The sequence below is a fragment of the Fischerella major NIES-592 genome (assembly GCF_001904645.1).
GTDB classification, from domain to species: domain Bacteria; phylum Cyanobacteriota; class Cyanobacteriia; order Cyanobacteriales; family Nostocaceae; genus Fischerella; species Fischerella thermalis.
Genome location: NZ_MRCA01000023.1, coordinates 26,542 through 41,434, shown reverse-complemented (window position 1 = coordinate 41,434; position 14,893 = coordinate 26,542). Strand labels below are relative to the sequence as shown.

Sequence of the window (14,893 nt, the reverse complement as noted above, 5' to 3'; positions counted from 1 at the left end):
GCTGCGGCGACGATAGTTGGAGGGACACCTCCTGCAAAAATAGCTCGATGCCAGGATATTATTTAGATCGAAAGCCTCCCTACGCTCAAAAAGGAGGCTTTTGATTTTGCTCTATTATGACGATATGAAAAATTGAAAGCTCGATTTTTAGAAAAGACACATCAAAAGCGAGATAATCTTTGAAGCACTAAGACGCAAAGACACAAAGAAACTAATAGCGTTTTGTGAGTTTGATTTGAGTTGATTAATAGGCCAAGTCTAGTAGCTATGAATCACACCACTATAAAAATAGTATTAAGCAACACAGATATCGTATCTAGGTAATAACTCGTGAATAATGTAAAAATGATGTGCCTTTAAGGCATCATGAAATAGTTTCCAATCGCTAGCTAAAAAAGTGGTGTGGTAGGAAAATATTTCGTTGTCTCGATCTACATATTCTTCTGTACCAAGGGCTATGTATTTCCAAGAGTTTTTGCCTTTGGGAATATAAGTGACATATTCTTTACCAAAACTAAATTTACCTTCGGCGATCGCCTGTAGCCATTTTTGGTGTCTAACACTACCTTTTTTATCGGTAATATTTTGTAGCATGGAAGCTATTGTATCTTGGTCAGATTTGGGTAATCCTGGTACATCTGCATCTGGATTGCCTATTATATAGCGCTGCATCGCTTTACACATACACTCAGCCGCCTCTAGAAAATCTTTTGGATTGTCTCTAGTAATTTTTTCACCCCTTCCATTGGTATAACCCCAGCGTAAGTAGGGTTTGTCTGGGTGACTCAGAACTGCTCCATGTCCCAAAGGTAAAGCTTCACTGACACAGTAATTTTTGAGACGATCCATCAGACTACGATCAGGATTGCCGTATTCATCAACCAACTTTTTAGCTTCATTAACTCGATGATTTACACCAGCAAATCCCTGATGCGCCCACGTATCTGCATATACATGCATAGTGATTCCAAGGCGATGTAGTGCATAAGTAGAATCACGGCGACGAATGCATTCACTCACCATATCTTGAGCTACGTAGCTATTAGGACGACAGATGAGCTTGTCAATAAAGCTACTCGTCAGGTATTCTCCTACTTTTTTGCCACCATTTCCGGGTAGAAAATGGAAGGGAATCCAAACGCGATGATTTGCTAGTTCCTGAAAGTTACGATAGTCAAGCATTTTGTGGGCGGAACTGATGCGGCTAAACAACGCGCCGTTGTCAAAGCGAATGATCCCAGCATTTGTGGCATCATCTACGTATTGAGCGCAATATGCAATGATACTAGCAGCTTTATGTTCAAATCCGGCTAGCCGTGCGACTACGTAGGTGACACCATGATGAAAGTCAATTTGCATAACAGTTAGTTGTTTATTGTTAGTTGTTGATTGTTGGTTCCAAACAACCAACAAAAAACTAAATACTACTAATTCTTGTTTGATTAAATTTAAATTTCAGTTAAGCTCCTAAAAGTTTATTTATAAAGATAAAGTAAAAATAAAATTACTTGTCGCTTTTTGCCTCCCGTACTTAATATTTACTATATAATATAGTCTCTGATTCTTTTGCTTCGAGGTGTTTTAATAGTTTTGTAGTCTCAAGAAAATTCATTAATAAATGGTGATATTGCCTTGACAAATTCAGCCGTAGATTCGTATGGTAAAACATTGCGACCAGGAATTTTTATCCCACGACTTTGGGGTAAAGCTGTAAGGTAATCAGATAACCATGCATCTGATTCGAGTTTTTTACCTTCTTTGGCAATACTCGATATATGTTCACCTAAAACTACTAATGTGGGTTTATTAATATTAGCGATCGCATGACTATAGTCCTGTAACCAAAACCCGGCTAGAAATGAAAAAACAGCATAGCGACTAGCAGTATTTTGTGCTCCTGCACGCAAAGTATTTAACCATTCTGAATCAACATCTTCTGCTGCATCAAAAAGTTGTTTAGTTGAAAAATCACGCAAAAATTTTTCTCTCCGGGCGTAGCGATAAAATATATTACCTAAGGGCGAATCTAACAGATTCCAAATTAATTTTGGTTGCCATTTTGGTAATTCTTTTGTGATCAAAGACCAAGCCGGAGGAGATGCTAATACTAACCCTGCAACTAAATTTGGTTCTTTTTTAACTAATTCAATGGCAACTGCGAATAAAGCACCCTGGGCTATCACAATCACAGGTTTTTGGACAACTGTTTTTAAAAAGTATTTTAGTTGTTCTGCCCAATCTTTTGGGGTGTAAGCAATATGGGGCTGATCACTTTCACCACAACCGAGTAAATCAGGGTTATAAATTAAGTTTTGCTGTTGTTGTTCATACCATTTATCACAAAAGCGTCGCCAAAATTGCCGCGATAAACCTACACCAATGGGATGAATTAATAGCAGGGGTATACCAGTAGATGTACCATTAATTGGTTGATGAACTGCGTAAGCACAACGGTACTTTTGCCAAGTGTAAAACTGGGTAGGAGATGCTGTTTGATTTTGAGTCATCATGAGATAGGATTTCTGAGATTGTCAACTAAAAATCATTTGGGGATGAATGAATTCGTATCCTGCTTCTTTTATTTTTTGATTTGATATCTTGGCATTGTATGGACGCTTGCTACTTAAGGAGGAATCCCAGGTAACTTTGGGCAGATTGTGTATTTCACATACACGCTCAAATACTTCTCTTGTTGTTAGCTCATCGTTATCAACTAGATTATAAATCCCTTGCAAACGATGACGACGGGCAAATTCTACAGCAGCAACAATATCATCAACATGAATCCAATTTGCTGGTTCTTCACCACTACCAGGACGAGTTGTACCAGCAATTCGGCTGTATATTTTCACTAGTTCTCGACCAGGACCATAGATTCCTCCCAAACGTAAAATACACACACGGAGGTGATCGCTGGATCCTGCAAGTAATTCTTGCTCAGTAGCATAAAGGATTTCACTACCAGGAGTTTTTGGTGCAACTTGTGTTTCTTCATCTACTAATGCACCATTTTGTTCGCCATATACAGAACAACTACTGGTATATATTAGTTGTTGAACACTAGGAGTTTGCTTTAAAGCTGAAACTAAATTACGAGCAGTTTGTAAGTAGCTTTCTTCATAAGTATTAGGGCCTTTTGCACCAACACTCAAAAGTACAACATCTTGATTTTTTAAAACTGATTTTAGTTTATCAAAGTCATTGCCCTGTAAAACTATAGCTCGTTGGGCTATAGTTTCTAATTCCGCAACTCGTTCGGGAGTAGTTGTGGTTGCAGTGATAATAAAATTACATTCTTGCTGCCAATATTGAGCAACTCTCAAACCTACATAACCACAACCAATGATTGTTATATTCATCGAATTTTTATTGGGTGTTAGTTGTTTGTTGTTTGTTGGTATTCCAATCAACTACCAACAACCAACCATCAACTATTATCAGCCATGAACATTGCCATCGGGCATGATAGCACCACTGAGGTTAGCACCAATCAGTTTTACGAGTAAGCGATCGCCAGAACGAACACGTGCGCCTGTCAAGTCAGCACCACGCAAGTCAGCACCACTTAAGTCAGCACCAATTAAGTTAGTATTCCGGAGATTAGCTTCTCGCAAATCTGCCAAAAGTAAGTTAGCTCTAAACAAGTTGGCTTCAGATAAATCCGCACCCCTGAGGATGACTTTATGCATGAAAGCATCAGTGAGATTTGCACCACTCAAGTTGGCGTAACTCAGATTTCTGCCAGATAAGTCTTTATTACTTAAATTGGCGTGGCTAAAATCTTTACCACTCAAGTCTGGGTTTTGCTTGGGTGGTTCATAGTTTGGTGATTGAGGGTTTGTTGAGCCAGGATTAGGTGACTGATGATTTGCTGATTGAGGGTTTGCTGATTGAGGGTTTGGTGATTGATAGGTAGTTTTTGTTTGTGGCTTTTTTGGTGGGGGTGGTGGCGAATGATGCTGATAAGGCTGATACGAGTTATACGAGTGATGAGAATGATGCGAATGATGGGGAATTTGATGCTTGGTCTTAAGAGAGCGCAATTTTTCTCTAGCCTCGTTAATTTCCTGTAACTTTTTTTGCGCCTTTTCTCTTAGACGCTGGTTTTCTTGGGGGATGCGATCGGGATGCCAAATAAAAGCCAAATCTTTGTAAGCCTGGTTCACCTCCTCTAGGCTTGCTCCAGGCTCTAAGTCTAACACCCGATAATACCGCTCCAGCTCTCTCATAAGACGTTTTGGTAATAATCAACTTAATTATGAGTGATGCAACCAACTATCAGCTAAATTCTTTGTCTAGTGTTTCTGCTGTTGGGAATATTTCAGCTAAAATTCGCAGTTTTTCCGTTGCTTTGGCGACAGTTAGAGCAATGTCGTACTGCTGTGCTCTGATAGGATTGTCTAAGAAATTGTAACAATTGCTTTAGCTAGTCAACTTGATTATCAATTTTTTGTAATGCCTGTATTACCAAAAATCAAGCCAGATTTACCTGCGTCACATGCTCTATAGGTAATTTTCTTAGTAATGTTACTTATTTAAAGGGTGAAGTGCAGTACCTTACTATACAATTTCCCCGACTGTTAATTTTTGACTAGTAGCTGCCATCCTTGAATAATCTTAGTGAAACAGGAAATTTTTGCGACATTACGCGGTTTGTCTGAGCAGGCGCTAGGCTTTGATAACCACTTTCTAGCACAATACAAAGAGTATGTGTTTACCCAGCTACCTCAAGAAAAACCTTTTGCACAGCTTTGCTACGTCAAACAACTGGGGCAATTAATCTACCCTGAGCAAGCGATCGCAGCTGCTTTAAAAATGCTGCAAAATAGTAGCAATGCTGAGGTACGCTTTGCTGTGGCTGAGACATTACAACACTATAATTTAGCGACCAATTAAACGTTGTCGCATAGCTCGCAAATAGGCTCTCACTGGAATCTGATAAATCTCAATCAAAAGCCAAACAATAATTGCTAAATGTGACAAAAAAGTCAATATAGTCCATAGATATGGAACCCAAGATAGAGGGGCATATGGATGTGGCGGAAAAATATAAGCTACTGTTCCAATTAAAGCAGTCGGCAGAAATATAAAAGCAATTGCTGCTACTACATAACTCCAACCAAATTCTACTCCTTCTAAATGAGCTTCTGTCCAGTTAAAGCCATTCCAACGCCAAATTAAAGGAGGTTGTCTAGAAGGTAGAACTAATTGTTGTTGTTCTAAATTGACAGTGAAAATCTGATGGCAAAAATCACAAGACATTGCCTCCATCAATGGCATATTACTAATCTTGCCAACATGACAAACTGGGCAGGGATAAACTCCTTTATAGTCAAATGATGTGGCTAAAATGTTGGATTTGGAGCTAGGCATAATAAAATCACTAGAATTCAGCCGAGAATGAATCAAAATTGTTAATTTTGGTTTTTAGTTGTTAGTTGTTGGTTGCTTGTTATTTTGCTCTACTAGCTACCGTATGCAGGAAAAGCTTTGTGTTCCTACCTACTACTAACCACTATCTACTGTAGGCCGCGTGCATTTGTATGGGTATCTTTTGTTCAAAACTAAATATCTTCATCCAAATGCTACGCCCCTACTTGCTGTTAAATTATGTCAGTACACTAACAAAGGTCTCTTAATTTCTAAGAGCGATATATCTAACAACAAACTGCTTAGCATATACGCAAGCACACAACTAGTTTTGGACCCCAACATTGTAATGAGTCTATCGTTTTTTGAGATTGTGGGGCCATCTGCTTGAGTCTCTAGATTTTACGTAGATAAAATAACAAATATTCTATACTTTTCTATTACCACTCTCAATATTTTCATTTTCTTAATCCTTATTGCTATTTCCGGAAAGGGTATTGACGATACTCAGACCGTCTGTTATCGTTCTTGAGTATAGGTCTATAATTAAGTTTTTCAAAAAAAGCACCTCGCACATGTTTATCAACAATTCCTACTATTATTACTGGTTTAGGGTGGTTCACCGGGAGTGAATTTAGTTTCCTAATGGAAACCGCCCGGTGAACCGCAGAGCAAATTCTGCGGTTTTTGTTTTTCAAGGAGAATGCCATCGTCATGATTTACTTCGATAGCTGGTTTTACTTTTACTTTTGGCCCAGAACAAGTTCCGGGTAAAGTGTCATGTCGATGAAACGCCAGCACCCGGGACTTAAACAAGGTTCCGGGTTTTGTTTTTTGTTGGTTGTTTGGAAGAATGACAGACTCAAAGCTTTATAGCCCAATTAATCAACCACCAATCATTAACTAATAACCATTACTCTATTTTTAAGGAGAACCAGAAGATGATCAATGCCAAATTAGCCGCCAAACCCCATCCTCACCATCAAACCACTGTGAAAATTTCTCAAACAGTTGCTTTTGGTGGTAAAGAAGTAGTAATTATTGGGGGGCCTTGCACAGTTGAAAACACCGAACAAATGGAGATTGTCGCGCAAAAGCTATCTCCTGCATCTGTAAACGCTTTGCGTGGTGGTGTCTATAAACCCCGTACCTCTCCCTATGCTTTTCAAGGAATGGGCGAGGAGGGATTAAAGATTCTGGCAGAAGTGCGATCGCGTTACAATATGCCAGTTGTCACTGAAGTCATGACAATCTCTCAAATCGAAGTAGTTGCCGCCCATGCTGATATGCTGCAGGTAGGTAGTCGCAATATGCAAAACTTCGATTTACTCAAAGCTTTAGGACAAGCTGGTAAACCTATCCTCCTCAAACGTGGTTTAGCAGCGACAATCGAAGAATTTGTTATGGCAGCCGAATATATTTTAAGCCACGGCAACCCAGATGTAGTGTTGTGTGAGCGGGGTATCCGTAGTTTCGATAACTATACCCGCAACGTGTTGGATTTAGGAGCAGTAGCAGCACTTAAGCAAATCACCCACTTACCTGTGATTGTCGATCCTTCCCATGCAGTTGGTAAGCGAGAGTTAGTAGCACCCGTTGCGAGGGCTGCTGTTGCCTGTGGTGCAGATGGTTTAATTATTGAATGTCACCCAGAACCGGAAAAATCCGTTTCCGACGCCCGTCAAGCCTTGTCTTTAGAAGATATGGTGGATTTAGTTGATAGTTTAAAGCCAGTAGCAGCAGCAGTTGAACGCAGTATTTTAGAAAAAGTAGGGGTAGGTTCTAAACCTACCCCTCTTTGTTTGTCTGCGGCTTAGAATTGGGGAATATTGCTACCTGGGTAGCTAAAAATTTTAGTGAATCTCAGATATTGCACCAATGTCAGTAAGCTTGAAATTCCGCCCAGAAGTCAAGTTCTGGGCAATAGCTCACTCCGGTAGCCTTGATCAGCTAAACATAACTGCGATCGCTCAAAACGCACTTTGGTATTTTTGAGAAGGCTATTAGGCTTTTTGCTTACTAAAATCAACTTGATCTATTTTCTAAAGGTAGTGATCAGTTGTGGCTATCGCAAAAATATAACATTCAAAATGGATATAAAAAGATACAGCATAGAAAAACCTTAATCTCCTGCCGAACGTCAAGCTGCAATCAAAGCATTGTGTGAGTCAGCTTTGATAACATTAACAAAATGGTCGACCGCCTACAAACCAAGATATCGGTGTTAACGACTGCGGCAAAAATTTTAGTGCGAAGGAATGAGTAAAATGTTTGACTTAGCAGTTTTTATTTACGATGACACAGATGAAACAACAGCTAATTCCATTGGTCAGTATAGGGCTAGATTTGGAGTTGTGCCAAGAGTAGGAGATTATATTTATAGACATGTAGGTATAGAAGGGGCAATAGACTGTCAAGTCATAAAGGTATCTGTTGTTCCGAAATTAGATCAGAATACTACAGATGCGGATGCAATCATAAAAGCTGTCCGCGTAGAACCCTTATATTGAGATTTCAAAGCCAACTAAATTTCCTCCAAAACACATCTATTTTATTTAAATATTTCTTCCCCCAAAACTGGAGAAGTTAGGGGGATAAATCAACTTTTGCAAAAGTTATAAAAACTCAGTTAATTACCAATTGACACATTGTTATCATGCCAAACATTGGTTAAGCAGAGAAGTAATCTTATTTACATCCAGATTTCTACCAATGAAAACTAGCTGATTTTTAGGTGGAGTCAGCCATTCATCACCATTTAAGCTATAACGAGGGCCGCTAAGTTGAAATATATGTCGTAAATTACTATCACTAAACCAAAGAATACCTTTGGCTCTAAAGACATCTTGAGGAATTTCTTCATTTAAAAAATTCTCAAATTTATGAACATCAAAAGGTCTATCACTTTGGAAAGAAATCGAGATAAATCCATCATTTTCTAAATGATGGGAGTGGTGTCTATGATGATGGTGATGTTCATGATTGTGATCATGATGATGCTCATGTTTCTCCTTAATAAGAGATGAATATTCATCTTTGGGAGTTAAATCTACACCCAAAATTAATGGTAACGGCACTTGCCCATAGGTGGTGTGCAGAATTTTTGCACCAGCTTTCACTTCCCGGATATAAGCTTCTAATTCCTCTAGTTTCTCTTGTGTAACCAAATCAGTTTTATTCAAAAGAACAATATCTCCATAGGTAATCTGTTTTAAAGCTGCTTCACTAAGAAAATGTTCATGGTTAAATGCCTCAGAATCTACCAATGTGAGGATAGAATCTAGGTGAGTGAGGTCTCGAAGCTCTGTACCCAGAAAAGTTAAAATAATCGGTAGAGGGTCAGCAACACCAGTAGTTTCAATTACAAGATAATCAATGCGTTCTTCTCTTTCCAAAACCCGATAAACAGCATCAACTAATCCATCATTGATCGTACAACAAATACAGCCATTGCTGAGTTCCAGCATATCTTCGTCTATTGAAACCAGCAACTGACTATCAATATTAATGTCACCAAATTCATTGACCAGAACGGCAACTTTTAAATCTTGTTTGTTTTTCAGAATTTGATTCAGCAGAGTGGTTTTACCACTACCTAAAAATCCTGTAATGATCGTAACAGGCATTCCTCGCTTAGGAATATCAGCAATTGTGTTTGCATTTGGTGCAGTAAGTTGAGTCATTGTTCGTCCTATATTTCCGTAATGTTTATCTGAACTGAGAAATCCCTATTTCCTGTTCCCTATTGCCTAATTTTTCCAACTACTTGCATCAACATCAGTGCTACTTCCTTGGCAAAGTAAGTCAAAATCAAGTCAGCACCTGCTCGTTTCATACTGGTCAATGTTTCCAAAATGACTCGCTTCTCATCTATCCAGCCGTTTTGAGCAGCAGCTTTAATCATGGCATACTCACCACTGACATTGTACGCAGCTACTGGTAAATTTGTATAATTTTTTACTTTATTAATAATATCCAAATATGCTAGAGCAGGTTTAACCATGATGATATCTGCACCTTCTGCGATGTCCAAAGCAACTTCCTTAATCGCTTCTCTGGCATTCGCTGCATCCATTTGATAAGTCTTCTTATCCCCAAATCTTGGTGCAGAATCCAAAGCATCGCGAAATGGGCCATAGTATGCAGAGGCGTATTTTGCAGAGTATGCCAAAATTCTTACATCTACGTATCCTTCCGCATCTAGTGCCTGACGAATTGCTCCAACTCTACCATCCATCATGTCAGAAGGTGCAACCATATCCGCTCCAGCGGAGGCTTGAGAAAGTGCCATTTTCACCAAAACTTCAACGGTGGGGTCGTTGAGAATCACGCCTTTCTCATCAACAATGCCATCGTGACCGTGAGTAGTAAAAGGATCAAGGGCAACATCGGTAATTACTAGTATTTCTGGCACAGCTTGTTTGATTGCCCTTACAGTTAGTTGTACCAATCCATCTGGGTTGTAGCTTTCGCTAGCAGTATCGTCTTTCTTAGCTTCTGGAATAACTGGGAACAACGCGATCGCACCAATCCCCAACTGATACACTTGTGCTATTTCTTTGAGTAATAAATCCAAAGTGTATCGATAACACCCAGGCATAGAAGCAATTTCAACTTTCTGTTCCTTTCCTTCCATGACAAACACGGGGTAGATTAAGTCATCTACAGTTAGGGTAGTTTCCCTAACCATACGTCTTAGGGTTGCAGTGCGACGTAGGCGGCGGGGACGAAGAATTAAGTTCGTAGAAACCTGATTAGCGTTATTGCTAGTAAGATTTTCTGAAGTCATGATTTTTATTTGAGATGAAATGTTTCAGTACTTATAGACCACTCAAGTGCTCATCAAATGGCAAGGATTATATTGTGTAATTGGTAATCTTAAGCACTTCTAAGCTGTGACAGCGCCATACTCGGCTTCACAATTGCTGGAACAATCTTTTCACTTGCCATTCTTGCACCAGATAAATTTCGTGCTGTTGGTCCTACTTGTAAAGCTGCTAACCCACCCATTAGAAATAATTCACAACCAGGAACGCGCAAATATTGATCCAGAACTGGCAAACCATTAACTATCTTAATTGGGTACACTTCTAATACTTCTTGTAACAACGCTTCAGATGTCACATCAAATTTAGTGCCAGTGGAAAGCCAAATTCGACTGTATTCATGCTGACTACCATCACTACATTGCACTCGCCATTTCTCACCCATCCACTGTGCCATCACCACTTGACAGTTTTCGTTAATCCTAAGATTACCGCTACGTACTTCTCGTCGTAGCTGCATTCCCATTGCTGGTGTCATAGAACCACCGTTACGCGCTTGCAAAATTGTGGCAAAGCGCTTTTGGTAATCTTGTTCTGCAAAAAATCCCTTCAAATACTTTGGCCCTAACCAACCGGGTTCAGCATCGAATAATTTTTCTTGCAGGTGTCGCCTGATCATCAAGTCGACTTTTGCACCACGAGAAATAGCACCTACTGCCAAATGTCCACTCGTTAACCCGCCACCCACAATTAATACTCTTTCGCCTGTAAGGCAAAGCTTACGTAAATCCACTGAACTTGAGTGACAAAGCTTGTGTTCAGGATACCCTGAAGTTATCTGGTTTACCCAATCAGGTAATTGTAATTTACTGCTACCCGTTGCGAGTACTACCCGTCGCGCAATGATTGATTGTCCATCTTGCAACCATAGACGCAGGCGAGGGCGAAACAGATGAGGTAAAGGTTCAATACGTGTCACACCAAGAGGAATAACTTGCTGCTGTAACGAATAGCGGCGAATTACATCCTGACAAAAATCGTCAAATAGTCGAGTCCCTGGCAAGTCATAAGGAGGAAAAAACTCATGAGGACGAGATTCGGCAAATTTCCGTAAAGCAAAAGGATTGGGATCAGGATGATGTACAGCAGGGGAACGCAAATGCGGAATTTCTAAAGCAGCAAATTGATTTTGCCAGCGACTCATCCACCTTCCACTCTTGTCAAACACCAGAAATTTTCCCCACATAGTTTGTCGTTTTTGCAGCAAGTGAGTTACCAAAGTTAAAGCGTGGGGACCAGCACCGATAATTGCCAGGTCAGTTTTAGCGGGTAAGCACTGTGGAGTCTCTTCCATCTGTGTCAGCCATGATAATAATAATTATTATCATAGCCATATATTTAGCAAAATTGTAAAGCGCGCCCTAGCCCGCCAAGAAATCTATTTCTTGACTAATAACTTAAGTCCACTTAAGTGGACTGTTGCATTAGTTCTGGGGGATGAAGATGGAAGCGCCCACTTTTCTTACCGTCGCTTCTTCCCTTTTTGCCAACTTTGGCTATTGGGTTTTTTGCTAAATTCCCCTTTGGGAAATAGCCGTGCTTCTAACTCTTCATAGCTACCTTCAAAGTCACAATGACCATAGAGAGGACATTGGCGACAATAAACACCTTCTGTATAGCGTTCCAAGTTTTCGCGATTGAAGTAATACGGTTTATGGCTGAAGGTGCTGGCTACCCATTGCCATGACATATTATTACTAGCCGGGTCGCCATCTAAAAGATGTTCGAGAAACCATTTAGCTCCAACTTGCCACTGGATACGCCGCCAATGAATAATATAAGCTGCCATCCACATCCGGGCGTGGTTATGAAGATAACCTGTTTCTCGTAGTTCTTGGCTGAAACTATCGATACATACTCTGCCTGTTGTAGCTTGTTTAATATCCTCTGGTAATTCCGGCGCGTATTCACTCTGGTTATAGCCTGTTTTATACTCTTCTTGGTCTTGCCAAATGTTATTTCCCAGCTTGACATACAACCGTTGCCAATAGTCGCGCCAACCTAATTCGTTTATTAGTTTAGTGACCTCATCTTGATTTTGCACGCGATCAAGTACATAATTTCGTATTTCGCGTAAACTGAGAACGCCATAACGAATATAGGGAGAAAGTCGTGTGACTGCACCCGTAAAATAATTACGTGTTTTTGCGTATTTAGCTGGTTCTACTTTTTGTAGTAATTTCTCAGCAGCTTGGCGTCCACCAATTGTTTGACTGATATGATCATCGCGTCCTGCGGCTTGAGGAAATTGTTCGCGCAGGTAAGCTATCAACTCAGCGCGGTTAGCAAATTCGCGTTGCATATCTTGAGTCATGGCACGACAACAGGAGTTAGACAATTATTATAAAAGCGATCGCCTTCCTTGAGTGCGATCGCTTTTGCTAAAGTTTTTACACAAACGCAGAGAATCGCAGAGAAGAACGCAAAGGGACGCAGAGTGTTTGGCAAGATTGTGCTTATCTCAAGGTAATTGCTGTCGAATCTGGTGCTAGTCTGATATCTCTAGCAATAATTACAGGCTTGTTGATGTAATTTCTATAATATTGGTCTTGTAGACTCAGATTGTATTGACGCTCGATTTGTGGAATTGCTAAGTTACGAACTTCACCTGTAACTTGAATGATATTTTCGTGATCACTAGGTAAATCGAAAGGTCGACCAGAAGCATTCACAACTAAAATGGGTTCACCACCAAAAAATCTGCGATCGCTGACTGTAAAGGAACTTAAACCAACTCTTTGCAATGGTCTGCTTCTGACTGTTACAGTTTTGCCAATCAATTCATCAGGGTAGTTAGCTACTTCCGATGTGGTGACAAGTTGGGCAGTTGGAACTGTGGTAGGTTGTTCATTGGTGTAGGAAAGTCTGACTAATACAGCTATAAATGCTATGGCAATTACTACTTTTGCTTCCCAAATACCTTTAAATACGTCTTGGCTTGGATTTCTATAATTGTTTTTATCTTCCGGTTCAGCCATAATCAAAAACTCTTTTTTTATTGCTTAGATGTGAATTTGTCAGAATTTAAGAGTAAATAGTGTTGAAGTCAGCAAATATTTATTTTTTTGAAAAAATGCTGTTTGAACAATATTGATTTTTTGATGAGGACTTACGCAAAAACCCTCTGAAAGCCTCTTTCCTTTGCGTTCTTTGCGTCCTTTGCGGTTCATTTTACCGTGACCACTGCGTAAGTCCTATTGATATATCTTCTTTACATTATTAATTCTCGCTAATAATCTCTTCTCACCCAGGTAATACTACGTCCCTTTCTATGGACAGAGTTGGATGTATCTACTGAGTTGGAGAAATTTTGATTGCTGACTATGACATGGTGAAAGGATACACAAACGGTATCGAAGAAGATTATCGCAAACTAGGTCATTTTGGCAAAGGTGGTGGAGAGGGTTTTGTCTGGATGTATAGTGGTGAGGGTAAATTATTGGTGACAGAAAATGATGGTCTCCGTCTAGATTAAGTCAATTCTATAGGTCTAAGTAATTTCGAGATGCACTGCTGAAAATAGCAAAATTCCTGTAGCCAAACTCTGCGTCCCCTAGCGTTAAAAAACACTACCATAGCGATCGCGAGGCGACAGATGTCTTTAATTTGCGAACTATTTTAGAGTCATCCATAACCATCAACTAGAAAGCACAGTTACGATCAAAAATGTGTCGGAATTGGCTGCGAGGCAATATTAAATGCCCAAATGGAAACTAGTAACTGAATTCTCCTTTAACAGCGCCCATTACATTAAAGATTATGATGGCCCCTGTGGTCGGATGCATGGGCATAATTACACGGTGCGAATCGAAGCAACTTCATCCAAACTACATTCTTCCCAATATTGTCCACACCCAGTCATGGTGGCTGATTTTAGAACCTTGCGCTGGGCCAAACAAGACGTATCCAAAGGCGGACTTGACCACTGTATCCTTAACGAAGTCTTACCGCCTGAGTACGAAACAACTGCTGAGATGATTGCTAAATATATTTATGACGAAACCAAAAAACGAGTCCCAGCAGATGTGCAACTGAAAGTAGCCGTGTCGGAAACACCAAATAGTTGGGCAGAGTATGAGGATGATTAGATATCTTAGTGTCTTTGTGCCTTAGTGGTTCAAAAATCAACTTTCTTCACCACCAAGACACCAAGACACAAAGAAAACTCGCTGAAAAATTAAGCCTTCAGTGCAAAATTAAGTAAAAAATAATTCCTTCTTAAACTTGTAGTGAGATTTATGAAGTCAGGAAAGAATTTCAATTTGACTTCTATTGATCCTGGAGGAATTGATGGCTGATTTGTTCTTCTCGGAATATATTGAGGGAAGCAGCAACAACAAAGCACTAGAAATTTACAATGGTACTGGTGCTGCTATTGGTACAGTCACTCGTACAGGAAGTACAGCCAACGCCCTGACAGTTAGTTTAGCTAGTAACGATACAACTGAGGCTACTGTGCCTACAACAGTAGAAATTCCGGCGGGACAAACCTCAGCAACCTTTGATGTTGCTGCTGTTGATGATGCGATCGCAGACAGTACACAAACTGTCACCTTCACTGCATAGTTTAACATCATCAAGATTGCATAAATTTTAGAAAAAATATTCTTTCAGAGGGATAGTAATCATGAGGGTAAGCGCGAACCTGTAAGGGTAATGGGTAATAGGTAATGAGAAAAACCAATGACCTATTACCA

At 39.9% G+C, this 14,893-nt stretch carries 16 protein-coding genes and 1 pseudogene; 6 read left to right on the top strand and 11 right to left on the bottom strand.

Features of this window, described 5'->3' with window-relative positions:
* Positions 1-294: 294 nt before the first annotated feature.
* The 4 genes from NIES592_RS22995 to NIES592_RS22980 all read right to left on the bottom strand — a co-directional run bounded on the left by NIES592_RS22995 (position 295) and on the right by NIES592_RS22980 (position 4,229).
* Positions 295-1,359 carry a DUF6765 family protein gene (locus NIES592_RS22995; RefSeq protein WP_009460246.1) on the bottom strand — a complete coding sequence of 355 codons (1,065 nt, stop codon included), beginning with the start codon at positions 1,357-1,359 and terminating at the stop codon, positions 295-297.
* Positions 1,360-1,598: 239 nt separating this feature from the next.
* The gene (locus tag NIES592_RS22990; RefSeq protein ID WP_073557014.1) at positions 1,599-2,510 is read right to left on the bottom strand and encodes an alpha/beta fold hydrolase; all 912 of its coding nucleotides are present in this window, start codon (positions 2,508-2,510) and stop codon (positions 1,599-1,601) included.
* Between the two features lie 21 nt (positions 2,511-2,531).
* Positions 2,532-3,359 carry an SDR family oxidoreductase gene (locus NIES592_RS22985; protein WP_073557013.1) on the bottom strand — a complete coding sequence of 276 codons (828 nt, stop codon included), beginning with the start codon at positions 3,357-3,359 and terminating at the stop codon, positions 2,532-2,534.
* A gap of 78 nt (positions 3,360-3,437) precedes the next feature.
* Positions 3,438-4,229 carry a pentapeptide repeat-containing protein gene (locus NIES592_RS22980; protein ID WP_073557012.1) on the bottom strand — a complete coding sequence of 264 codons (792 nt, stop codon included), beginning with the start codon at positions 4,227-4,229 and terminating at the stop codon, positions 3,438-3,440.
* Positions 4,230-4,620: 391 nt separating this feature from the next.
* Here NIES592_RS22980 and NIES592_RS22975 point away from each other — a divergent pair, with 391 nt between their 5' ends.
* Positions 4,621-4,896, top strand: a complete 276-nt coding sequence (locus NIES592_RS22975) for a hypothetical protein (RefSeq protein ID WP_073557011.1) — start codon at positions 4,621-4,623, stop codon at positions 4,894-4,896.
* Here the strand turns inward: NIES592_RS22975 and NIES592_RS22970 are convergent.
* Entirely contained in the window at positions 4,882-5,373 is a 492-nt protein-coding gene (locus NIES592_RS22970) for a hypothetical protein (RefSeq protein WP_062250347.1), read from the bottom strand. The two genes, NIES592_RS22975 and NIES592_RS22970, sit on opposite strands and share 15 nt — an antisense overlap.
* 938 nt (positions 5,374-6,311) lie before the next feature.
* On the opposite strand from NIES592_RS22970, the gene aroF reads away from it, so the two are divergent.
* Together aroF and NIES592_RS22960 are read left to right on the top strand one after the other, a co-directional pair.
* Positions 6,312-7,187: a 3-deoxy-7-phosphoheptulonate synthase gene (aroF, locus tag NIES592_RS22965; protein WP_073557010.1), complete on the top strand. Its 876-nt coding sequence runs from the start codon at positions 6,312-6,314 to the stop codon at positions 7,185-7,187.
* Positions 7,188-7,637: 450 nt separating this feature from the next.
* The gene (locus NIES592_RS22960; RefSeq protein WP_062250340.1) at positions 7,638-7,880 is read left to right on the top strand and encodes a hypothetical protein; all 243 of its coding nucleotides are present in this window, start codon (positions 7,638-7,640) and stop codon (positions 7,878-7,880) included.
* A 144-nt stretch (positions 7,881-8,024) separates the two neighbouring features.
* Here NIES592_RS22960 and NIES592_RS22955 read toward each other — a convergent pair whose 3' ends face one another.
* The 6 genes from NIES592_RS22955 to NIES592_RS22935 all read right to left on the bottom strand — a co-directional run bounded on the left by NIES592_RS22955 (position 8,025) and on the right by NIES592_RS22935 (position 13,174).
* On the bottom strand, positions 8,025-9,053 hold the full coding sequence (locus NIES592_RS22955) for a CobW family GTP-binding protein (protein ID WP_073557009.1): 1,029 nt from the start codon (positions 9,051-9,053) through the stop codon (positions 8,025-8,027).
* Between the two features lie 59 nt (positions 9,054-9,112).
* A complete protein-coding gene (gene hemB, locus NIES592_RS22950; RefSeq protein ID WP_062250336.1) occupies positions 9,113-10,159 on the bottom strand; it encodes a porphobilinogen synthase in 1,047 nt (348 codons plus the stop codon).
* 89 nt (positions 10,160-10,248) lie between these two features.
* Positions 10,249-11,490: an FAD/NAD(P)-binding protein gene (locus NIES592_RS22945; protein WP_062250334.1), complete on the bottom strand. Its 1,242-nt coding sequence runs from the start codon at positions 11,488-11,490 to the stop codon at positions 10,249-10,251.
* Positions 11,491-11,658: 168 nt separating this feature from the next.
* Entirely contained in the window at positions 11,659-12,510 is an 852-nt protein-coding gene (locus NIES592_RS22940) for an FAD-binding domain-containing protein (RefSeq protein WP_062250331.1), read from the bottom strand.
* The gene (locus tag NIES592_RS25490; protein WP_178379616.1) at positions 12,507-12,644 is read right to left on the bottom strand and encodes a hypothetical protein; all 138 of its coding nucleotides are present in this window, start codon (positions 12,642-12,644) and stop codon (positions 12,507-12,509) included. The genes NIES592_RS22940 and NIES592_RS25490 overlap by 4 nt, the downstream gene beginning before the upstream one ends.
* A gap of 8 nt (positions 12,645-12,652) precedes the next feature.
* Positions 12,653-13,174 (bottom strand): hypothetical protein, encoded by a 522-nt coding sequence (locus tag NIES592_RS22935; protein WP_073557008.1) that lies wholly within the window; start codon positions 13,172-13,174, stop codon positions 12,653-12,655.
* 323 nt (positions 13,175-13,497) lie between these two features.
* Here NIES592_RS22935 and NIES592_RS25485 point away from each other — a divergent pair.
* The 3 genes and pseudogenes from NIES592_RS25485 to NIES592_RS22925 form a co-directional block, all read left to right on the top strand.
* A pseudogene (locus NIES592_RS25485) lies at positions 13,498-13,671 on the top strand (AIM24 family protein); the annotation flags it as partial.
* Between the two features lie 223 nt (positions 13,672-13,894).
* The gene (locus NIES592_RS22930; RefSeq protein WP_062250327.1) at positions 13,895-14,284 is read left to right on the top strand and encodes a 6-pyruvoyl trahydropterin synthase family protein; all 390 of its coding nucleotides are present in this window, start codon (positions 13,895-13,897) and stop codon (positions 14,282-14,284) included.
* 202 nt (positions 14,285-14,486) lie between these two features.
* Positions 14,487-14,762 (top strand): hypothetical protein, encoded by a 276-nt coding sequence (locus NIES592_RS22925; protein WP_062250326.1) that lies wholly within the window; start codon positions 14,487-14,489, stop codon positions 14,760-14,762.
* Positions 14,763-14,893 lie beyond the last annotated feature (131 nt).